The organism is Pseudovibrio sp. Alg231-02 (assembly GCF_900143565.1).
Lineage (GTDB): Bacteria > Pseudomonadota > Alphaproteobacteria > Rhizobiales > Stappiaceae > Pseudovibrio.
Window position 1 is genome coordinate 33,884 of sequence record NZ_FREX01000002.1, and the last position, 22,155, is coordinate 56,038.

Sequence of the window (22,155 nt, forward strand, 5' to 3'; positions counted from 1 at the left end):
CCCTCATAAAATCACTCCTTCATTGCAGCGGAGCCCAATGAATCATATGTGCACCCATCCGGTCTATAGCGAAGAGAACGTGCACGCTCAAATTTGTAGTATCAGGACTGTACTCAATTGAATTTGCACGTGCTTCGCAATTCTTGCGGAATTTGGCTCATGAATGGGTTTTGTAGCTTTTGTTCTGAAATCAGACTTTGTCTGACATATTCATGCGTCAATCGCGTTTGGAATGACCTGAAATTACATTTTCTTGCGCTTGCCTACGAAAAATCTCGTATTTCGCTTGCGATCTCTGGTTGAAGCGTGTTTTCTAATTCGCGTGAATATTTCTTGTTCACTTCATTACACCAGTCGAGCGTCCTTTTTGATTTTCCGGTGACTGCTCAGACTTCTCATAGTGTTTGGGGCAGACGATTTTATGGCGCTTCTACGCCGTAGAGTATCCTGTCTCTCGTATATTTCCCGGGGGGGCTATGACGCTTCTATCTTCCATTACTAAATTGGCGACAGCTGCAGCTATTGTTGGCGGCGCGGCGCTGTTTTCTGGCCAGGCTTTGGCGCAGGACCTTAAGTTCTTTACCATTGGCACAGGCGGTACAGCTTACACCTACTACCCGGTTGGCGGCATGATCGCCAATGCGATCTCCAATCCTCCGGGCTCTCGTGCCTGTGATGCTGGTGGGTCTTGCGGTGTACCGGGTCTGATTGCTTCTGCTGTTTCTTCCCGTGGTTCCGTTGATAATGTGAATGCGATCAACTCCGGCTTGCGTAACTCTGGTTTCGCACAGTCTGATGTTGCTTACTGGGCGTTTTCCGGTACCGGCACCATGGAAGGCAAAGAGCCGATGAAGGATCTGCGTTCCATCGCAGCGTTGTTCCCTGAGCATATCCATCTGATTGCAAAAGCTGACAGCGGCATCAACTCTGTTGCTGACCTGAAAGGCAAGCGCGTGTCTCTGGATGAGCCGGGTTCTGGCACATACACGGATGCGAACCTGATCCTTGCAGCTTATGGCCTTTCCACCTCTGACATCACTGCTGAAGCGTTGAAGGGTTCTGCTGCGGCGGAAGCACTGCGTAACGGCAAGGTTGATGCGTTCTTCGTGGTTGCTGGTTTCCCAACTGGTGCTGTGGTTGAGCTGGCGTCTGCTGAAGACATCAAGATCGTTCCGATCACAGGTCCGGAAGCTGAAAGTCTGGTTGAGAAGTACGGCTTCTTTGCAAGCTCTGACATTCCATCTGGTGCCTACCAGGGTGTTGATGCAACAACCACTTTGACTGTTGGTGCACAGTGGATCACCAGCGCGAAAGAAGACGACGAGCTGATCTATAACATCACCAAAGCGATGTGGAACGACAAGACCCGCAAGCTGCTGGATGTTGGTCATTCCAAAGGCAAAACCATCACCATGGAAACTGCAACGGATGGTCTTGGTGTGCCGCTGCATCCGGGTGCCGAGCGTTTCTACAAAGAAGCTGGCCTGATCAAGTAGGGTTTGGTCACCTTTGATGATTTTGCGGTGCCCGGTAGATATCTGCCGGGCGCTGCTGTTTTCAATCTCAACGAAACGCAGGGCTGATGTCTCAGGATACGACAGATCAATCCCTTGAGGATCTGGAACGGAAATACGATCCAGACCTTACCTTCCGAGCGGCTGGTCCGGTGCTTGCTGTTGTTATAACAGCGGCACTTGTTGCCATGTCGCTCTATCATTATTACGCGTCCGGCTTCGGGCTTATTCGAGAGCTTGTCCATCGTGGCATTCACCTCTCGTTTGTGCTGGGGCTGGTGTTTGTTCTTTTCAGCTTCATCAAGAGCACGAGCAGCCAACCTGCACCGTCCACATGGTGGCGCCCCAGTGGTGTGCATCTGTGGGATATCGTGCTGGCGGTGATGGCTGTGGCAGCGGCAATGTATTTGCCATTGTTGCCAGCTGAGGCGGTTGCCTCCCGTGTTGGGGCTCCTGCGCCGATTGACGTGTTCATGGGCACCGTGTTGTTGGTGCTGGTGCTGGAAGCAGCGCGCCGGTCCGTCGGGCCAACGCTGCCGCTGATTGCGCTGATTTTTGTTGGCTATGCCGTGTTTGGCATGTACGCACCGGGCGCTCTGCGGCATCCGGGGGCGAGCTGGACGGGGTTGATCAATCACCTATATATGACAAATCAGGGCATTTACGGCATCGCCATTGGTGTGGTTGCCAAGTATGTGTTCCTGTTTGTTTTGTTTGGGGTTTTAGCCACGCGCATTGGCCTTGGGCAGTTGTTTATCGATCTGGCCTCGGTGATTGCCGGACGCTATGCAGGCGGGCCTGCGAAGGTTGCGATCTTCTCCTCTGCCATGCTGGGAACGATCTCCGGCAGTTCCATTGCTAACACGGTGACGACAGGGTCACTCACCATTCCCGCGATGAAGAAGGTTGGGTATCCGCCACACTTTGCAGGGGCTGTTGAAGCGACGGCATCAACGGGCGGGCAGATTACGCCACCGATTATGGGGGCTGCTGCCTTCATCATGGTGGAGTTTTTAGAGATCCCGTATCGCGAGGTGCTGCTTGCGGCAATGTTCCCGGCGATGCTGCATTACTTCGGCATCTTCGTGATGGTGCATCTGGAAGCCAAACGCCTTGGTTTGCGCGGTTTGACCAAGGATGAGCTGCCGAAAGCGTTGGTGGTGATGAAGCAGCACTGGCTCTCTGTCATTCCGCTGGGCATTCTGGTTTATCTGATCATCTCCGGTAAAACGCCAGATTTTGCAGCTGTTTGGGGTATTACCGCTTGTGTGGTTGTTGGGATTTTAAACCCGCATAATCGGATGGGCATTAAAGACCTGATTGAATCACTGGCAACGGGTGCCAAGTACTCGCTGGCTGTTGGGGCTGCTGCTGCGGCTGTTGGCATCATTGTTGGCGTGGTGACGCTGACAGGAACGGGCTTCCGGCTTTCGTTTGTGGTGACACAGGCGGCGTCTGATCTGGGCGGGTTTATTGCGTCCGGCATGCTTGCAGAGTACGTGACGCAGAATGGGCTGACACTGTTCTTCACCCTGCTGTTTACGGCAGTTGCCTGCATCATCATGGGTGCGGGTATTCCGACAACGGCGACCTACATCATTCTGGTTTCCATTGCTGCACCTGCGCTTGCCTTGCTGGGCGTTCAGCCGCTGGTGGCGCACTTCTTTGTGTTCTACTACGGTGTGCTGGCGGATATCACGCCGCCTGTGGCACTGGCTGCTTATGCGGGTGCTGGGATTGCTGGTGCGAACCCGTTCAAGACAGGTAACACGGCTTTCCGTCTTGGCATCGCAAAAGCATTGGTGCCGTTTGTGTTCGTTTACTCTCCAGCACTGCTGTTGGTGACGCCGGAGTTCACCTGGTACGACCTGACCGTAACTCTGGTGGGTGCCATGTGTGGCATTGGTCTGCTGGGTGTGGCGTTCTCTGGTTACATGCTGGCTGGTTTGAATAAGCTGGAGCGGTATTGGACAGCCTTTGCGGCGATGTTCTTCGTCGCGCCGGGCTTGCAAACCATGGCAATCGGTGGAGTGTTGATGCTGCCTGTTGTGCTGCGGCAAGTGATGGCACGCAAGAACCAACAGCTGATGACGCAAGATGCTTAGCGGCGATGTTTTATGAGTGAGACAGCCCCGCCGGATGAGAATGTTCGGCGGGTTTTTTGTTGGAGAAGGTTTGTTTGATCGTGACTGACATTAAGAGTTTGCTTGGCATGAAGCTTCCGGTGCTGAAACTGCGGACAACGAATGCTGAGATGATTGATTTGTCAGCGTTACAGGGCCGCACTGTTGTCTATGCCTATCCTAGAACGAGCCCTCCGAATGAAAGGCCGATTGAAGGGTGGGATCTCATTCCCGGTGCTCGTGGATGTACGCCTCAATCCTGTGCGTTCCGGGATCACTTTGGTGAGTTAAAAGCGGTTGGGGCGCAAGCGGTGTTTGGGCTTTCTACTCAGTCGACAGAATTTCAGGCTGAAGCTGCTGAGCGTCTGCATTTGCCGTTTGCTTTGCTTTCTGATGAGGAACTGGAACTGACAAAAGCGATGGAGCTGCCGACTTTTGAGGCAGGAGGCATGGTTCTGCTGAAAAGGCTCACCATGATCATCAAGGATGGTGTGATGGAACACGTTATGTATCCGGTGAATGATCCGGCGAAGAATGCTGAGGGTGTGATTGCGTATTTGAAGCAGTCGCAGTGAATGTGACAAGCCCCCGCCGGACGCACCAATCCGGCGGGGGTGTTGATTAGGCTGCTTCGGTTGCTTTCTCCGGGTAGGCTTCTTTGATGCGGCTGGCGTAGGCGACGAGGTTGGGGAACTGCTCGGTGGTTTCCTTCCAGCCGGAGAAGGGCAGGTTGGAGAGGGTGCAGAGGATTTGTGCGCCGATGGCGGCATCAGCAAAGCAGGGGCGATCGCCGAGCAGAAATGGTTTGTCACCGAGCTGGGTGGAGATGGCTTGCAAGTCTGCACGGCCCAATGCGAGGCGTTCTTTCCATGTGTGCTGACCGTAGCCGTGGTTGTTGACTTTTGCGATGACGCTTTTGCGAGACTCGTTTGCAAGAGAGCTGCGCATTTCTGGTGGCAAGATACCGAAGAACTGGTCTTCAATAACTGCGAAGTTCTCATCTGGCAGCCAGCGGGTGCAGACGGTTACGAAGTACAAAGAATGTTCTGCCATGCGCATGAAGGCGTGCCCAACAGCCAGTTCGGCTTCAGAATAACCTCCTGAAAAATCAGCGTTATAATTGACCACCAAATGCCGTCTGATGAACTCGGAATCGGCAATGAGCTCTTCGTTGTCCTTCATGACAGGCAGCTTGCCCTTTGGGGCGGTTTGCAGGGCTGCCGGGCCTTCCAGAATATCGTGGGAGAGGCCTGCCATGGCGAGCAGGATATCTACTTTCAGGCAAAACGGGCTTGCGCTGACGCCATCGAGTTTGGCGCTGAATTTGTGATGTGTGAGCATTTGCTTTCTCCGCTTGTGTTTCGTGGGGGATTGGTAGCAAGGTGCTCCTGACAGCATTGTGTCAGGAGTGTTTGACGTTCCCAAAATTTCTGGCCGAAACTTTCCGGAGGATTACATGCGCAGGGCAGATCGGTTGCTGCAGGTCGTTCAGTTGTTGCGACGTCATCGTGGGCCGGTGACCGGTGATGCGATGGCGGAGGAACTGGAGATCTCTGTTCGCACGCTTTACCGCGACATTGTCAGCCTGCAATCGACTGGTGTGCCGATCCGCGGGGAGGCGGGGATCGGTTATGTGCTGGATGAAGGGTATGATCTGCCACCGTTGATGTTCAACAGTGATGAGCTGGAAGCGGTGATGATGGGCCTGCGCCATGTGCAAGTGCGCGGAGATGAGCAGCTTATCCGTACAGCCAGCGATGTGATTGCCAAGATTGCGGCGGTGCTGTCTCCCGAAGCGCGGGATGAGTTCATTGAAGCGCCGCTTTATGCGCCGGATTTCGGGGTGGAGCCGATTCCCACCGCACGGATTGAGCTGAAGGATGTGCGACGGGCTATTCGCGGGCAGAACAAGTTGCGGCTGACTTATGAAGATGCGCAGGGCGAGATGAGCGAGCGCCTGATATGGCCGCTGAGCCTGACTTTCTTTGCACATTCTCGAATGATCGTGGCGTGGTGCGAACTGCGCAAGGACTTCCGCGCTTTCCGGACCGATCGCGTGGAGCACATGGAGGTGCTGGAAGACCGCTACCGCGAAAACCGCGTCACTCTGCGAGAACGCTGGTGGAAGATGGAACTGGCCCGGCGGGAGAGAGGCAGAGAAGGCGGCTCTTAAGATGTAAGTGACGCTCCCTAAGGTTGTTATAGTTTGTTTTGTGGGTAATAATGGTTGTGTTTTGATGTTGCCTTTAAACAGGTGCGGAACGCATTTTGAATTACGTCATTTGGAACAGCTTGATGTTACTCGCTACCGCCTATGTCTACACGGTGTTGGCTGAGATTCTTATTATTGGGCGTAATGCTGAGGTGTATTTCCGCTCGAACAAACTCGCGCGGGTGTTGCTGTTTATAGGGGCCATGGGCGTATCGCTCGGAACGATGTTCTGGGTTCTGTTTAACTATGGTTTTTCTGATCCAGGCATGTTCCGAGGAAATGGATACATGGCACTCGTTGCTGGTGTTTCCAGCTCATTCCTTGCTTATCTGGCACTCTATCTGATCTACAAATTTGTCGAAGATATCTTTTATTGATGGGAAGAGGCATTGCCTCCCCTTTCATGCTCACTCCGCCACCACCGCTGTACCATGAGAAACAGTATCTCCCGGAAACTGAATCACAATGTCGTTTTGCTCTAGTCCCGTTGTGACTTCGGCCATGTCCTGGTTGAAGGCTCCGATTGTCAGGAGTTGGAGTTGGGCTTTGCCGCCCACGACTTTGAAGGTGGCCCAGTCGTTGCCTTCTCTGAAGAGGGCTGTCATCGGAATACGCAGGACGTTTTGGCCGTGCCATGTTTCGATGGCAGCGCGCAGGTGGAAGCCGTGGCCGAGTTCCAGAGCTGGGGTGTCCAGATCCAGAATGGCGTTGACGCGTTGCTCTTCGATGCCGAGGGCTGAGACCTTGGTGAAACCTGCGGGATCAATGCGGCGGACGGTCGCCTTCAAGGTGTTGCCACCCCAGTCGACCAGCGTTGCTTTTGCCCCTTCTGTGATTTTCACGGCTTCGGTGGAGAGCAAGTCAACAACCACCTCGATATCAGCAGGGTCGCCCAGTTCCATCAGGAGTGCGCCAGACTGGATGGTCTGCTCACTTTCAACTGCCAGATTGAGGACGACGCCATTGATGGGTGTGATCATGCGTACGGCAAGTTCCTCTGAACGCTCTGGGTCCTGTGCGATGTGAGGCTCGATCAGGCGGGCTTTGGCGCTTTGCAGGTCGCTGCCCCGTTGTGCGATCTGGGCCTCTGCACTTTGGACCTTGGCAGCTTTCAGAGTGACGTCTATTTCCACCCGTTCCAGCTGAGCATCGGAGATGGTTTTGGAGCGATTGAGGCGTTGGGCGCGGATGAGTTCTGACTTGGCCAGTTTGTGTTCTGCCTTGGCGGAGGCGAGCTCAGCTTCTGCCAATGAGATGGCAGCTTTGGCGGTTTCAACTCCGGCGAGGGCTTCTGCCTTGGTGCGGGCGTTCATGAACGGAGTGGTGAGCGGGTTGATGGTGGCGACTGTGGTTTCTCCACGGGATACTTTGTCGCCGACTTCCAGCAGGGAACGGTCGACCCGTCCGGCGATTGGGGCGGAGATTTTGTAGATCTCTTTGACGCGGGTTTTGCCGTCTTCCTCCACGGTGACAATCAGGTCGCCACGGGTGACTTTGGCTGTTTCAACGGAGATTGGCTTTTCCTGCAAGGCCCAACCAATGAGGAGAAGAACGAGCAGGGCGACAGCAATATATGCGCCTCGTTTGACGTATTTATCGTTCATTCCTATTCCCTCGTTTTTAAGGTTTTGATGAGATCAAGTTTGCCCACACGGCGGCGCACGATAAGCGCACAGGCCAGGGCAGCAGTGAGAATGACAAAGCTGGCAATGGCGTAGGTGCTTGGCAGCACCACAAGCGGCACGCGGAAGAGATCGCTGGCGAAGCCCTGTATCATGCCTGCTGCCATGCCATAGCCGATAAGCCAGCCCATGGGCTGTGCCAGCAGGACGATCATCGCCATTTCCACCAGAATGACGTGGAACACTTCCTGCTTAGAGAAGCCGATGACGCGCAGGCTGGCGAGCTCGCGGCCCCGTTCTGACAGCTGGATGCGGGCGGCGTTGTAGACCACGCCAAAGGCTACGATGACGGCGATGGTGATGTAGGCCACCAGCATGGAGGTGAAGCTCTGGTCCATGAGTTCGCGGAACTTTTCGCGTGAGAGCATCTGCATGGCGATGCCGCCGAGGCCCGGTGTTTGTTTGACAGCATCGTAGAGATCATCAAGCCGTGTGCGGTCGATGTTGATCGCCAAGTCAGAGATGCGCGGGCCTGTGGGCACAAGGGCGTTCAGCGCGTCTATGTGCATGGAGGCGGAGATGCCCATGTAGCTGGTGACGGTGCCGGAGACACGCACTTGCTGCAGGATCGAGTTGTGCCTGGTAAGCTCTACCGTAACCATCTCGCCCGGCTTTACACCCAACTGATTGGCAAGGTGAGTTGGCAGCATGAGGCCAGTGCGGGGCATTTCAATAACGCGTTCATCAAGGTCCAGAATGCGGGAGAGGTTGGCGTTGGTTGGGCGGCCTGTGATGGCGACGCGCTTCTCTTTGGGACCAAAGCGCAGGATGACGGGTTCTTGTCTGTAGGCTTCTGCGGTGAGAACGCCGGGCAGGCGCAGGATGTCATCGAGCACGCTTGGTGCTTTGTCATCTGCCAGTGTCAGGCGGGCATCTGCGGTTTCTGCTTTGTTGAAGGCCACGTTGATCATGTGGTCCATGGAATTGGTCAGGAACAGCGCGGAGACGAGCAGGGCCAGCGCGAAGGAGACGCCAATGCTGGTGAGCAGGCTGCGCACCGGATTGTGCATGAGATGGCGCAGGCCCATGGTGCTGAGCTGGGACAAGATGCGCACGCGCTTTGACTTGAGCGAGAGGAAACTGCGGAAACGTGGCGGTGCAGGTGGACGCATGGCGACTGCGGGTGGCAGGCGGGCAGCTTTCATGATGGAGGACAGCGCACCGCCCAAAGCAGCGAACAAAGAGATGGCGGCGGCGATGAGGTAGATGTCCGGGCTTTCATCGAACACGAGGAATGGGAATGAGAAGTACTGCGCATACATTTGGGTCATCAACTTGCCCATGTAATTGCCAGCAATGGAGCCGATTCCAACACCCAGAAGCGCAATGAAAGAGACCAGTTTGGCGTAGTGACCTGCGACGGACCATGAGGAGTATCCGCAGGCTTTCAGGAGGCCGATCTGCTCCCGCTCCAGAGCGATCAGGCGAGACAGGATCATGTTGACGAGGAAAGCGGAGACCAGCAGGAATATGGGAGGCAGCACTTTCGCCATAGCGGAAAGTTGGGTGAGCTCCGCATCCAGAAAGGCATGGGATTGCTGGTCTTTGCGTTTATACGCGCCGGTGCCTCCGTATGGCTTGAGCAGGCGGTCGAGTTGCTCCAGTACGCAAGGTGTGCAGGCGCCCCTGAGCAGTCTCAGGGAGATATCGTTGGCCGCGTTCTTCATGTCGAACAGGCCTTCCATAGCGGATTGGGCCATGAAGAAGACGGCGAAGCGGCGGTCATCGGGGACCAGATCTCCGGGGCCGAGGGCGTAGATGAACTCGGGGGAGAGGATGATGCCTGTGATTTCGAGGTTAAGCTTCTTGCCGTTCAATATTGCGCTGAACGTGTCGCCAGGGTTGAGGCCATGTGCTTTGGCGAAGCGGGAATCCAGAGCGACTTGGTTGGTACGGGAGCCTTCCGGCAAGCGGCCTGCGCGTAAGTAGAGGCGGTTGACGGCGGGCTTTCTGCCTGAGGGCAAGGAAAGCGCAATGCCAGCGGCAGGTTCTGCCATCTGCGGAATGTCGAGGATGGCGGAGCGGACAATGCGCATTTCGACGGCTGCTACGCCATCAATGGCTGCGATGCGGTCTTTCAGGTGATCAGGTGCACGGACGGCTTGTGCGAAGATGTGGCCGAAGCGGTACTGATCGTAATAGGTTTTCTGTGTCTGGCTGAGAGAGCGGTAGGCGCCTTGCGCGAGAATCAGCGTCATCACTCCGCACGCCATGACTAAAGCAATCGCGAGCACTTGCGCCCACAGGCGTTTCAAGTCACGGATTACTTTTCGGTCAAGGACGGGCAGAGCTACCATGCAACCTCCGACGGTTGCTTGGGCCTCTCGTTTTCGTGCGTGCTCTCGATTGCGCCGTCTTTGAAGACATAAACACGGTTTGCCATTTGCTGGATTGCCGTGTTGTGGGTGATGATTGCGGTGGTCGTGCCAAGTTCCAGATTGATGCGCTGTAAGGCTTCCAGAACCAGCGTGCCGGTTTTGGTGTCGAGCGCGCCAGTGGGTTCATCACAAAGCAGGACTTCTGGCCGTTTGGCGATGGCGCGGGCGATGGCGACGCGCTGCTGTTCACCGCCGGACATTTCCGCCGGGAAGTGAGAGGAACGGTTGCCGAGGCCGACCAGTTCCAACGCTTCCTGCGGGTCCATTGGGTTCCTGGCGATTTCGGTTGTCAGAGCCACGTTTTCCCATGCGTTGAGGCTGGGAATGAGGTTGTAAAACTGGAAGACGAAGCCGACGTAATCGCGCCGATAGCGGGTCAGTTCGCTTTCGCTGAAATCGGTCAGGTTCTTGCCCATGAACGAGACTGTGCCGGAAGTGGCATTGTCGAGGCCACCGAGAATGTTCAGGAATGTGGATTTGCCGGAGCCGGATGGTCCAAGCAGCACAACCATTTCGCCTTCAAAGAGTGTCATGGAGACACCGCGAAGTGCGTGCACCTCAACCTCGTTGGTGACATAGGTTTTGGTCGTGTTTTCAGCGATAAATACTGGCGTCGGCATAGGGGCCCCAACCTGAATGTGCAGCTACGTTACACTATAGCCTCAGACTCAAGTTGTATGGCAATGATCCCACTCAAGGAACTGAGTAAATTCCCTAGGCTAGATGTCCGTGCGTGGCGGTGCGCCTACAGATTTGCGGAAAATAAGTTCCGGGTGCCACAGGCATTGCAGCTCTTTGATGTCTGTGCCCTTGAGATAATTCATGGCCATGATCGCGATCTCCCGGCCTGCGTCGCGCAGTGGAGAGCGGGTGACGGTCAGTGGCGGGTTCATGTCAGATGCTTGTGCGAGGGGCACGTTGTCATCGTGGGCGACGATGGAGACTTCCGAACCGATCTTGATGCCGAGCTCGTTACAGGCTCTGTACGCGCCTTTTGCCATGACCACACTTGAGCAGAGCAGGGCAGTCGGGCGGTTTTCGAGCTGCAAGATCTCCATGGCGAAGGTGTAGCCGTTTTCCTCTGACATGGCGCCTGCACGCATATAATCCGGGTTCGGCATGACGCCTCTTTCCTTCAACGCATCCTGCCAGCCGTTGAGCCGGTCAATGGCGTAGACACGGTTTGGATGGCCGTTGAGGATCGCGATCTTGTCGTGGCCCATTTCCAGCAGCATCTTTGTGGGCTCGTGGAAGACGCCGTAGTTGTCGATGTCGATGTACGAGTAGCTATCACAGGTGGCAGTGCGGCCATGCACGATGAATGGCATGTTGAGGTCTTGCAGCAGACGGATGCGTTCTTCACTCAGATCCACGTTGGACAGGATCACCAGATCAACAGTGCCTTTTTCTGCAAAGCGGCGGTAGACGTCCACTTCTTCACTCTGCGAGGAGGAGATCATGATGTCGTAGTCAAGCTCGGATGCCTTCTCTGAAAGACCTGTCAGAAACTCGATGAAATGCGGGTCGAGAAACATGTTCATGTCAGTGGGGAAGGCGATGCCGATCACACAGGAGCGTCCGGTAGCCAGACGGCGTGCGTTGACATTGGGACGATAGCCATAGGTCTTTGCTGCCTCCGAAACCCGGTTTCGGGTGGCGAGAGACACGTCAGAATACCCGTTCAGAGCTCTGCTGACTGTGGTTTGTGAAAGACCGAGGTGATTGGCTAAACTCTTAAGATTCATAATAATTCAATGGCTCAAACTTGCTGTGCGCCTTGTTTATAGCCCCTTTTTCTCCCGCATGCTTGGATGAAATCTAGCCCAGAAGTCTGCCTAAAATCCAGTAGGACCTTTGTCTTTTCCAAAGCGCTTTGGAAACGGTAACGGAGACAGTGGAAAACTGATATTTTTCAGAGGTGCAGTAAAATACCACATATGATGGGCTCTAAACTTAGGAGAATTCAGCTATTTTGTGGGTGCTGCGTTGCAAAATATGACGCCAGATAGACAGCCTCACAAAAGTTCCTACGGATTTTTACTATTGACTTAGACCGGTGACTAAACTTTGCTTGTCTCAAAGCGCTTTGGGAATCTTTTGAAAGATGACCAGTGTTTGGGGAGCCCTTCGCTCTGGAGGGGTAATTAATGGCCGGACAACGATTGGGAATTCGTTGAACCAAGGGCCATGGACGAAACAGGGAGGCGTCCCATTATGGGTATCCGTCGTACATTATTAGGTTCTGCTGTTGCTGTTGCTGGTATGGCTGGCGTTGCGGGTTATGCAATGGCTGCTGAAGTTACCGTTGTTTGTGGTAGCGTTGGTCAGGGCGCTAAGCTCTGTAAAGGTGCTGCAACCGAGTGGGCCAAAGAAACTGGCAACACCGTTAAGTTTTTCGCTGCACCTGCATCATCTACCGAGCAGCTGGCGCTGTACCAGCAGATCCTGAGCTCTGGTTCTTCTGATATTGATGTTTTCCAGATTGACGTTATCTGGCCGGGTATTCTGGGAAGCCACCTTGCTGATCTGAAGCCATATTCCAATGGCGCAGAAGACATGCACTTCCAACCAATCGTTGCGAACAACACCTACAAGGGCAAGCTGGTTGCTATGCCTTGGTACACTGATGCTGGCCTGCTGTTCTACCGCAAAGACCTGCTCGAAAAGCATGGTGAAAAGGCTCCTGAAACCTGGGGTGATCTGACCGCAAGCGCGAAAAAAATTCAGGATGCTGAACGCGCAGCTGGCAACAATAAAATGTGGGGCTTTGTTTATCAGGCGAAGGCTTATGAAGGTCTGACCTGTGACGCTCTTGAGTGGGTCGACAGCTTTGGTGGTGGCGATGTTGTGAATGCTGATGGCGATATCACCATCAACAACGAAAAAGCTGCAAAAGCTCTGTCTCTCGCAGCAAGCTGGACCGGTACAATTGCACCTTCTGGTGTTCTTTCCTATCAGGAAGAAGATGCACGCGGTGTGTTCCAGTCCGGTAATGCAGTGTTCATGCGTAACTGGCCTTATGCGTGGTCTCTCGGTCAGGCTGACGATTCCCCGATCAAAGGCAAAATTGGTGTGATGGCTTTGCCTAAGGGTGGTGAAGACGGAAAGCAGACCGGTACTCTTGGTGGTTGGCAGCTTGCTGTTTCTAAATACTCCAAAGACCCAGAAGCAGCTGCAAGCCTTGTTATGCATCTGACCAGCAAAAAGAGCCAGAAACAGCGTGCTATCGAAGGGTCTTACAACCCAACCATTGCTGAGCTGTACTCTGATGCGGATGTTCTTGCAGCAAGCCCGTTCATGGGTCAGTTGAAAGACACCTTCACCAATGCTGTGGCACGTCCATCTCGTGCAACTGGCTCTAACTACAACAAAGTTTCCAATGCATTTTACAATGCAGTGCATGACGTGCTTTCCGGTAAAACCGAAGCAGAGGCATCCCTTGCGAAGCTTGAAAAGAACCTGAAACGCATCAAGCGTAAAGGCTGGTAAGTCTCCTCCCTAGACTTGCGATCTGTGTTGCGGCCTCCCGATGGCCGCAACACTGAACCGAGCTCCTGGGTGGTTCCTTGGAGTTTCCCTGAAATAAAGAAACCAAGGATCAGAGGATGACCCTTGCTCTTCAGCAGGATGGTACAGCCACTCGTAAGGCAAAACGCTCCAATCTGAGCTCTGCCAGATTGCGCGCCGCGTGGCTTTTTCTCGCCCCCATGATGATTGCATTGGCTGCTGTTGCAGGCTGGCCGTTGCTTCGCACCATCTGGTTGGGTTTTACCGACGCAAACCTCACAGATCTCAGCCAATCTCAATTCATCGGCTTTGAGAACTATCTCTCGTATTATGACGGAGAGGCCTATGGCGTTCTCGTTGATGCCGAGTGGTGGAATGCGGTTTGGAATACTCTCTGGTTTTCTGTCATCTCTGTTGGTTTTGAAACTCTATTCGGGCTTCTCATTGCGTTGATCCTGAATGCGGAGTTCAAAGGACGCGGCCTTGTGCGTGCTGCGGTTCTGATCCCCTGGGCGATCCCGACTATTGTTTCCGCCAAGATGTGGGGCTGGATGCTTCATGATCAGTTTGGTGTGATCAACGAAATTCTGCTGAGTGTCGGCATTCTGTCTGAGCCGATTGCCTGGACGGCTGATCCTTCCACTGCGATGTGGGCTGTGATCATGGTGGATGTCTGGAAGACAACACCGTTCATGGCACTGCTGACCCTTGCTGCCCTTCAGATGCTTCCGGGTGATATCTATGAGGCTGCCCGCGTGGATGGCATCAACCCGATCCGCGTGTTCTTCAAGGTAACGTTGCCGCTGATCCGCCCGGCGATCATTGTTGCAGTGATTTTCCGCAGTCTTGATGCGCTGCGTGTGTTTGATCTGATTTACGTGCTGACGTCCAGCTCCACCTCGACCATGTCCATGTCAGTTTATGCGAGGCAGCAACTGGTTGATTTCCAGGAAGTTGGCTACGGCTCTGCCGCTGCAACGCTGCTGTTCATTGTTATTGCTTTGCTGACGACCATTACCGTGGTGGCCGGCGGGCTGAAGTCCGGTGAAGGAGAACAATCATGAACAGGCAGATGAAGTCTATTCTGTTTTACTCGCTGGTTGTTGTGGTCGTGATTTTCTCGGTCTTCCCGTTCTATTACGCGATTGTCACGAGTTTCCGGAGCGGGCAGGAGCTGTTCAATCCGTCCGTATTCCCAACATCCTTCACGATGGGGAACTATTTCTCCATCTTCAAAGAGCAGCCGTTTGGGCTCAATATTCTAAACTCGGTGATTGTTGCGACATCTGTTGTGGTTCTGTCGCTGATTATTGCAGTGACGGCGTCTTATGCGCTGGCTCGTATCCACTTCCGCGGCCGTGGCTTGTTGTTGATGACGATCCTGTCTGTCTCCATGTTCCCGCAGGTGGCGATCCTTTCAGGCATGTATGAGCTGATCCGCTCCATGGGGCTTTACAACTCTCTGCCGGGTTTGATTATCCCGAACACGGTGCTGACCCTGCCGTTCACTGTGTGGGTGCTGACGACCTTCATGAAGGAGCTGCCGAAGGAGCTTGAAGAGGCTGCGGTTGTTGACGGAGCTTCTCCGCTGACCATTGTGCGCCGGATCTTCCTGCCGCTGATGTGGCCAGCGATGGTGACCACTGGTCTGCTTGCCTTTATCGGTGCGTGGAACGAGTTCCTGTTCGCGCTCACCTTTACTCTATCCAACGAAGTTCGCACCGTGCCAGTGGCGATTGCCCTGATGTCCGGCGCAACTGAATACGAGCTGCCATGGGGCAATATCATGGCTGCTTCTGTACTAGTGACCGTCCCGATCGTGGTCCTAGTCCTGGTGTTTCAACGAAAAATCGTCGCTGGTCTTACAGCTGGTGCGGTTAAAGGATAACTGGAATGAACCTCTCTACCCCAATAAACGAAAATACAAGCCATCGCGTTCTGGCGAACGATCCGGATTGGTGGCGGGGCGCAGTCATTTATCAAATCTATCCGCGGTCTTTCGCAGATAGCAATGGCGATGGCATTGGTGACCTTCCAGGTATTACAGAGAAGCTGGACTACATCTCCGATCTTGGTGCTGATGCGATCTGGATTTCGCCTTTCATGAAGTCGCCAATGGATGACTTTGGATACGACGTTTCTGATTATGAAGACGTTGATCCAATGTTCGGCTCTCTGGATGATTTCAAAGAGCTGGTGGCTAAAGCGCATGGTAAGGGCATTCGTGTTCTGATCGATCTGGTGATTTCACACACCTCTGAGCAACATGAGTGGTTTAAGGAAAGCCGGAGCAATAAGACCAACAGCAAGTCTGACTGGTATGTCTGGGCAGACCCTAAAGCTGATGGTTCTCCGCCAAACAACTGGCTTTCCATCTTTGGTGGTTCTGCCTGGCAGTGGGACAGTCGCCGTTGTCAGTACTACCTGCATAACTTCCTGCGTTCTCAGCCGGATCTGAATTTCCATTGCGAGGAAGTGCAGCAGGCCGTGCTTGATGCAGGTCGGTTCTGGTTGGAGCTGGGTGTTGACGGGTTCCGTCTGGATACCGTGAACTTTTACGTTCATGACAAACAGCTGCGTGACAACCCACCTTATCCGGATCCAGATAGCCTTGCAGATGTGACCGGTGTGAACCCTTATGCGTTCCAGGATCACAAGTTTGACAAATCGCAGCCAGAGAACCTGCCGTTCCTTGAGCGCTTACGGGCTGTGATGAACGAGTATCCGAACACCACCACAGTTGGTGAAATCGGTGCTGGGCATGAAGCCAGTGAGATCATGAAGCAGTACACCTCTGGCGAGGGGCGCCTGCACATGGCGTACAGCTTTGATCTGCTTTCCAATACGCCAACTGCAAAGTATGTGCGTGAGCGGGTGACCAACCTGCAGAACATTGTGACTGAGGGCTGGCCGAGCTGGGCGATGTCCAACCACGATGTGAAGCGTATGGGATCACGGCTTCCTGCTGATGTTGATCCTCAGGTGGCAACACCAGCTTTGATGGCGCTGAGCGCTTCCTTGCGTGGTAGCCCATGCATTTATCAGGGTGAGGAACTGGGCTTTAAAGAAGCTGATGTGGCTCTGGAAGACCTTCAAGATCCTTATGGCATTGAGTTCTGGCCTGAATATAAAGGCCGTGATGGGTGCCGGACGCCGATTGCATGGACCAAGGACGGTGGCTTTACCACTGGCAAGCCTTGGTTGCCGATGGCGCAGGACCATCTGGATCACAGTGCGGAAGTTCAGGCTGGAGATGAGGCTTCTCCACTTCGCCGGACAGCGAAATACCTGCAGTGGCGTAAAGACCAGAAGGTTCTGCAAAAGGGGTCTTTGGACTTTGCTGATCTGGGAGAAGACGTTCTGGCGTTTGTGCGTGAGCATGAAGGTGAACAAGTACTTTGCGTCTTCAATCTGACAAATGATGATATGCGTGTTGCTCTGGGTGCGTACAGCTCTGCTGCGTTGCTGGAGGGGCATGGATTTAGTGCGGAAATGGACGACGAGGCACTCAACCTGCCTGCATGGCAAGTGGCTTACTTGCAAATCTCAAAGAACTAAGCTGAGGGCAACACCATGGCAGATGTAACACTCAAGGGTATCGTCAAGGACTTCGGGTCAACCCGCATCATCCACGGCGTTGACTTGCAGATCAAAGATCGCGAGTTGATCGTGTTTGTCGGGCCATCCGGCTGCGGTAAATCGACTTTATTGCGCCTGATTGCAGGGCTTGAAGACATCACTGATGGTGACATGTTCATTGATGGAGATCTGGTGAACCAGCGCTCTCCTAAGGAACGCAAGATAGCCATGGTGTTCCAGAGCTATGCTCTTTATCCGCATATGAATGTTTATGAGAATATGGCATTTGGCCTTGAACTCTCCAAGCATTCAAAAGAGGATATCAAAGAGAAGGTGATGGAGGCGGCTCGTATCCTTGAGCTGACTCCGTTGCTGGAACGCAAGCCGAAGCAACTGTCCGGTGGTCAGCGGCAGCGTGTGGCGATTGGCCGTGCGATTGTTCGTAATCCTAAGGTCTTCCTATTCGATGAGCCGCTTTCCAATCTTGATGCGGCGCTGCGTGTGCAGATGCGTATTGAGATTGCCAAGCTGCATCAGGACATGGACGCCACCATGGTGTACGTGACCCACGATCAGGTGGAGGCAATGACACTTGCAGACCGGATTGTGGTGCTGAATGCTGGCCGGATTGAGCAGGTTGGTAGCCCGCTTGAGCTGTACCATCGTCCACGCAACAAGTTCGTGGCTGGCTTCATCGGGTCGCCGAAGATGAACTTCATTGAAGCGCAGGTGACAAGTGTTGCTGAAGACGGTGTTGAGCTGTCGGTTATCGGCTCTGATCCTGTGAAGGTTGTCGTTGATCCGACTGGCCTTGCTGTTGGCGATAAGGTTGAGTTTGGTATTCGTCCCGAGCACATGGGCAGCGGAACGGAAGGCGAGCTTTCCGGGAAGGTCGAGGTTATTGAGGAACTTGGTGAGAGCCACTTCCTGCATGTGCGCTTGACCGACGGTTCTTTGATCACCGTTCAGGGCAGGGGTGATGCTACTGCGAAGGCTGGTGAGAGCTGCAAAGTGAAGCTGGATTGCAGCCATGCGCATGTGTTTGGCGGTGACGGATTCGCGTTTTCTAAATTGGGGACGTTAGGTCAACATGAAAATACTGCAACTCTTGAGGGTGCGTGATAAATAAAATTGCTCACAGGCTCACTCCAATTTGGCATAGAGTTCCAACGCTGCACCTTGTGTGCAGCGTTTACTTTTTCTGAGACGCCTCTTCATTTCTTAAAACGATTAAATAGCTGATTTTTTTAGACTGAATCAGGCTTGATCATACCAATTGACTAGTCCGTTAGGGGAGGTTTGATTACTGGCAGAAACCGCAAGGTTAGCAGTCCAGAATCAAGCAAGGATTGAGCTGGCGCATGGCATTCTTTGGCTGAGCTCAACCAAGGGTACTTGTTCCCATTCTTAAAAAGTGAAAGAATTTAATCAGTGATTGCACTTAGATGCGGTTACAATTCTTTCGCCTTCGCGCGACTAACGATGTGAAGGCATTTTATAAATAGGGGAGCATTTTATAATGCAATTTAAGCGTAGTCTTCTCTCGCTGGCGCTTGCTGCAAGCGTGGCGATGCCAATTTCCGGCGCTATCATCTCTGAGGCTGGTGCTGCAACACCACCTAACATGCTCATCATTGCTGGCCGCATTGATGACCTCATTTCCCTTGATCCGCAAGAAATGTTTGAGTTCTCTGGCTCCGACATGGCAAATAACATCTATGACAAACTCGTAGATCTTGATCCTTCCGATCTTTCCAAAGGTTATCAGCCAGGTCTTGCGGAAAGCTGGGAAATCTCTGAGGACGGAAGAACCTTCACCTTCAAAATGCGTGAAGGCATCAAGTTCCACTCAGGTAATCCGGTAACTGCGAAGGATGCTGAATTCAGCTTACGTCGTGCTGTTGCTATGAAAAAGACGCCATCTTTCATTGTTACTCAGTTTGGTTTTACAGCTGAGAACATGGAAGATACGATTAAGGCAGTTGATGCCAACACCTTCCAGATCACAACAGATAAGAAGTACGCACCTTCTTTTGTGTTGAACTGTTTCACAGCTGCGATTGCTTCTATTGTTGATAGTGAGTTGGTAAAATCTAACGAAGTTGATGGCGACTGGGGTAACGGCTGGCTGAAAACAAATTCAGCAGGTTCTGGCGCTTTCAAACTTCAAAACTGGAAGCCAAATGAGTCTTATTCTCTGACTGCTGTTCCAGGTTACTGGCGTGGTGAAGTTGCGATGAAGCGCGTTATCGTGCGTCACGTGATGGAATCTGCTTCTCAGCGCCTGATGCTGGAAAAAGGCGATGTTGATGTTGCACGTCACCTGTCTCCAGAAGATATTACTGCGATCTCCACCAATGAAGACCTGAAGGTTGAAGACACGCTCCGTGGTCGTCTGATGTACATCTCCTTCAACCAGAAGGATAAGGCGCTGTCCCATCCAAAGGTTGCGGAAGCTCTTAAGTATCTCGTTGACTACAAAGGCATGACCGGTTCCTTCCTGAAGGGCCAGTACACCATCCAGCAGGCGTTCCTTCCGCAGACCTATATGGGCGAACTGAAGGACACTCCCTTCTCACTGAACGTTGAGAAAGCTAAAGAGCTGCTCGATCAGGCTGGTTATGCCGATGGTTTCGATGTTGAGTTCATCGTTCGTAATGCAACTGAGCGTGTTGAAATTGCTCAGAGCTTGCAGAACACCTTTGCTCAGGCTGGCATTCGCGCCTCTATCACACAGGGAACTGGCAAGCAGATCCTTGGTCGTTACCGCGCTCGTGACTTCCAGATCTACGTAGGTGCATGGGGTCCGGATTACCCAGATCCACACACAAATGCTGATACCTTCGCAAACAATCCGGATAATTCCGATGAAGGTAAGCATGTTGGTAAACTGGCATGGCGTAACGCTTACCCAGCAACAGAGCTGACCAAGCTGACCGATCTGGCTGTACAGGAAAGTGACCGCGAAAAGCGTGCTCGCATGTACGTGCAAGCTCAGAAGACCTTCCAGAAAGAAGCTCCGTTTGCAGTTATGTTCCAGAAGATTGAACAGAACTCTATGCGTGCAAACGTGACCGGGTTTAATCCTGGAGGCGCTGTGACCGCTGTTTACTACTGGCCTGTAAAAAAATAGATTGGCTAAATATAAATGAGCATCGCTGAAAATACAGCGACTGTGGCGCGGCGAGGGTTTACCTCGCCGCTCTACAAGATTTTAAAAGGTTTAATCGCTGGCCTTTTCTCCATTGCCATCACTATGGTGGGGCTTCTTTTCGTCACCTTCATTATTGCGCGTGTTATGCCAGTCGACCCGGTCCTCGCGGTTGTTGGTGAGCGTGCCTCTCAGGAAATTTACGAAGCTGCGTACAAGGCCATGGGTCTTGATCAGCCGCTTTACGTGCAGTTTATGCTGTTCTTGAAGCAGGTGGCGATGGGCGACTTCGGGATGTCGACGCTGACAGCGCGGCCCGTTGTTGAGGACATTGCCCGCGTTTTCCCGGCTACATTGGAGCTTGCAACTCTGGCGACGATCGCTGGTGTTGGTATTGGTGTGCCGATGGGGGTTTTGGCTGCAGTGAATGAAGGCCGTTGGCCGGACCAGCTGATCCGCCTTGTTGGCCTGTTTGGCTACTCCATGCCGATCTTCTGGTTTGGCTTGATGGGCCTCTTGATTTTCTACGGTATTCTTGGCTGGGTTAGTGGCCCGGGTCGTATCGACATCTATTATGAAGACATTGTTCCTGTTGTCTCAGGCATGATCCTCATCGATAGCTTGATTGCAGGAGAGATCGAGATCTTCTGGAATGCGGTGAGCCACATCATTCTGCCTGCAAGTATTCTTGGCTATTATTCTATTGCTTACATTTCCCGTATGACCCGCTCGTTCATGCTGGAACAGTTCTCTCAGGAGTACATCACCACTGCGCGCGTGAAGGGTGTTTCTGAGACTGCTGTGATCTGGCGTCATGCGCTGCCCAATGTGATGATCCCGCTTATTACGGTGATCGCGCTTTCTTATGCGAACCTGCTGGAAGGGTCTGTGCTGACAGAGATTATCTTCTCATGGCCGGGTCTGGGCAACTACATCACCAATGCTCTGCTTTCTGCCGATATGAATGCGGTGCTGGGTGGAACAGTTGTGGTTGGTGCTATCTTTGTGGGCCTCAATCTCTTTTCTGACTTCATGTACAAAGTGGTTGATCCGAGGGCACGATGACAACAGCACCTGTAAAATCTAACGTGCCTGACAGAGCTGGCTTGAAAGCATGGCTCTCCTCTGATGCACCTACCTCCCGCGGACATGCGCGCGCTGTGCAGTTTTATATGGGGTGGATGAAACTCTATGAAAACAAGCTCGCGTTTCTCGGGTTCCTGATTATTCTGAGCCTGGTCCTGATGGCGATTTTTGCGCCACTGCTGGCAACAACAGAGCCAAATGCGCAAGACCTTGCCAAACGTTTGACCGCGCCGGGGGTGGATGGTCATCTGCTTGGAACTGATGAGCTTGGCCGCGACATCTGGAGCCGCCTCGTTTATGGTTCCCGCATTACGCTTCTGATTGTAGGCATTGTAGCGTTCACAGCACCAGTGTTCGGCTTGCTGATTGGAACTGTTGCCGGGTATCTGGGCGGCTGGGTCGATCAGGCACTTATGCGTCTGGTTGATATCTTCCTGGCGTTTCCCAAGCTTATTCTGGCGCTTGCCTTCGTTGCTGCGCTTGGGGCGGGTATCGAGAGTGCGATTATCGCGATCAGCCTGACGGCATGGCCTCCGTATGCGCGTATTGCTCGCGCGGAAACTCTGACTATTCGCAATGCGGATTACATCAGCGCTGTGCGTTTGCAGGGTGCCGGTGTCATGCATATCATTATTGGACATGTATGGCCGCTGTGTCTGTCCTCCATCATTGTGCGTGTGACGCTTGATATGGCGGGGATTATTCTGACAGCTGCCGGCCTTGGTTTCCTTGGTCTTGGTGCTCAGCCTCCAGAGCCTGAGTGGGGCGCAATGATCTCTGCTGGTCGCAAGTTTATTCTGGACCATTGGTGGGTTGCTGCCATGCCGGGTATGGCGATCTTTATCGTGTCCTTAGGCTTCAACCTGCTGGGTGATGGTCTGCGCGATATTCTTGATCCGAAAAAGAGCCAGAGCTAGGGGAGA

18 protein-coding genes are annotated in these 22,155 nt (G+C 53.3%); 13 read left to right on the forward strand and 5 right to left on the reverse strand.

What is annotated here, in order from left to right:
- Positions 1–476 precede the first annotated feature (476 nt).
- The 3 genes from DHN43_RS05780 (at position 477) to DHN43_RS05790 (ending at position 4,212) form a co-directional block, all read left to right on the forward strand.
- Positions 477–1,496, forward strand: a complete 1,020-nt coding sequence (locus DHN43_RS05780) for a TAXI family TRAP transporter solute-binding subunit (RefSeq protein WP_057461241.1) — start codon at positions 477–479, stop codon at positions 1,494–1,496.
- Positions 1,497–1,582: 86 nt separating this feature from the next.
- Positions 1,583–3,619: a TRAP transporter permease gene (locus DHN43_RS05785; protein WP_108818039.1), complete on the forward strand. Its 2,037-nt coding sequence runs from the start codon at positions 1,583–1,585 to the stop codon at positions 3,617–3,619.
- Between the two features lie 107 nt (positions 3,620–3,726).
- Positions 3,727–4,212 carry a peroxiredoxin gene (locus DHN43_RS05790; protein WP_108818411.1) on the forward strand — a complete coding sequence of 162 codons (486 nt, stop codon included), beginning with the start codon at positions 3,727–3,729 and terminating at the stop codon, positions 4,210–4,212.
- A 46-nt stretch (positions 4,213–4,258) separates the two neighbouring features.
- Here the strand turns inward: DHN43_RS05790 and DHN43_RS05795 are convergent, their stop codons facing one another.
- Positions 4,259–4,978 carry a glutathione S-transferase family protein gene (locus DHN43_RS05795; RefSeq protein WP_108818040.1) on the reverse strand — a complete coding sequence of 240 codons (720 nt, stop codon included), beginning with the start codon at positions 4,976–4,978 and terminating at the stop codon, positions 4,259–4,261.
- Between the two features lie 115 nt (positions 4,979–5,093).
- Between DHN43_RS05795 and DHN43_RS05800 the strand changes: the two genes are divergently transcribed.
- The gene (locus DHN43_RS05800) at positions 5,094–5,810 is read left to right on the forward strand and encodes a helix-turn-helix transcriptional regulator (protein ID WP_199914782.1); all 717 of its coding nucleotides are present in this window, start codon (positions 5,094–5,096) and stop codon (positions 5,808–5,810) included.
- Between the two features lie 122 nt (positions 5,811–5,932).
- Complete coding sequence (locus DHN43_RS05805) at positions 5,933–6,226, forward strand: hypothetical protein (protein ID WP_063303149.1); 294 nt, start codon at positions 5,933–5,935, stop codon at positions 6,224–6,226.
- Between the two features lie 30 nt (positions 6,227–6,256).
- On the opposite strand, the gene DHN43_RS05810 is transcribed toward DHN43_RS05805, so the two are convergent.
- The 4 genes from DHN43_RS05810 to DHN43_RS05825 all read right to left on the reverse strand — a co-directional run bounded on the left by DHN43_RS05810 (position 6,257) and on the right by DHN43_RS05825 (position 11,654).
- Positions 6,257–7,453: an efflux RND transporter periplasmic adaptor subunit gene (locus tag DHN43_RS05810; protein ID WP_108818041.1), complete on the reverse strand. Its 1,197-nt coding sequence runs from the start codon at positions 7,451–7,453 to the stop codon at positions 6,257–6,259.
- 2 nt (positions 7,454–7,455) lie between these two features.
- Positions 7,456–9,828, reverse strand: a complete 2,373-nt coding sequence (locus tag DHN43_RS05815; RefSeq protein ID WP_108818042.1) for an ABC transporter permease — start codon at positions 9,826–9,828, stop codon at positions 7,456–7,458.
- On the reverse strand, positions 9,822–10,529 hold the full coding sequence (locus DHN43_RS05820) for an ABC transporter ATP-binding protein (protein ID WP_108818043.1): 708 nt from the start codon (positions 10,527–10,529) through the stop codon (positions 9,822–9,824). The genes DHN43_RS05815 and DHN43_RS05820 overlap by 7 nt, the downstream gene beginning before the upstream one ends.
- Positions 10,530–10,628: 99 nt before the next feature.
- Positions 10,629–11,654 (reverse strand): substrate-binding domain-containing protein, encoded by a 1,026-nt coding sequence (locus tag DHN43_RS05825; RefSeq protein WP_108818044.1) that lies wholly within the window; start codon positions 11,652–11,654, stop codon positions 10,629–10,631.
- A gap of 469 nt (positions 11,655–12,123) precedes the next feature.
- Here DHN43_RS05825 and DHN43_RS05830 point away from each other — a divergent pair, with 469 nt between their 5' ends.
- The 8 genes from DHN43_RS05830 to DHN43_RS05865 all read left to right on the forward strand — a co-directional run bounded on the left by DHN43_RS05830 (position 12,124) and on the right by DHN43_RS05865 (position 22,149).
- Positions 12,124–13,398 (forward strand): ABC transporter substrate-binding protein, encoded by a 1,275-nt coding sequence (locus DHN43_RS05830; protein ID WP_063298396.1) that lies wholly within the window; start codon positions 12,124–12,126, stop codon positions 13,396–13,398.
- A 116-nt stretch (positions 13,399–13,514) separates the two neighbouring features.
- A complete protein-coding gene (locus tag DHN43_RS05835; RefSeq protein WP_063294059.1) occupies positions 13,515–14,480 on the forward strand; it encodes a carbohydrate ABC transporter permease in 966 nt (321 codons plus the stop codon).
- Positions 14,477–15,304, forward strand: a complete 828-nt coding sequence (locus tag DHN43_RS05840; RefSeq protein WP_063294058.1) for a carbohydrate ABC transporter permease — start codon at positions 14,477–14,479, stop codon at positions 15,302–15,304. The genes DHN43_RS05835 and DHN43_RS05840 overlap by 4 nt, the downstream gene beginning before the upstream one ends.
- A 5-nt stretch (positions 15,305–15,309) precedes the next feature.
- Complete coding sequence (locus DHN43_RS05845) at positions 15,310–16,974, forward strand: alpha-glucosidase family protein (RefSeq protein ID WP_108818045.1); 1,665 nt, start codon at positions 15,310–15,312, stop codon at positions 16,972–16,974.
- A gap of 15 nt (positions 16,975–16,989) precedes the next feature.
- On the forward strand, positions 16,990–18,117 hold the full coding sequence (locus DHN43_RS05850) for an ABC transporter ATP-binding protein (RefSeq protein ID WP_063308108.1): 1,128 nt from the start codon (positions 16,990–16,992) through the stop codon (positions 18,115–18,117).
- A gap of 397 nt (positions 18,118–18,514) precedes the next feature.
- Complete coding sequence (locus tag DHN43_RS05855; protein ID WP_063294055.1) at positions 18,515–20,128, forward strand: ABC transporter substrate-binding protein; 1,614 nt, start codon at positions 18,515–18,517, stop codon at positions 20,126–20,128.
- Between the two features lie 15 nt (positions 20,129–20,143).
- Positions 20,144–21,211 carry an ABC transporter permease gene (locus tag DHN43_RS05860; RefSeq protein ID WP_063294054.1) on the forward strand — a complete coding sequence of 356 codons (1,068 nt, stop codon included), beginning with the start codon at positions 20,144–20,146 and terminating at the stop codon, positions 21,209–21,211.
- On the forward strand, positions 21,208–22,149 hold the full coding sequence (locus DHN43_RS05865; RefSeq protein WP_057461258.1) for an ABC transporter permease: 942 nt from the start codon (positions 21,208–21,210) through the stop codon (positions 22,147–22,149). The genes DHN43_RS05860 and DHN43_RS05865 overlap by 4 nt, the downstream gene beginning before the upstream one ends.
- The last annotated feature ends 6 nt before the right edge of the window (positions 22,150–22,155 follow it).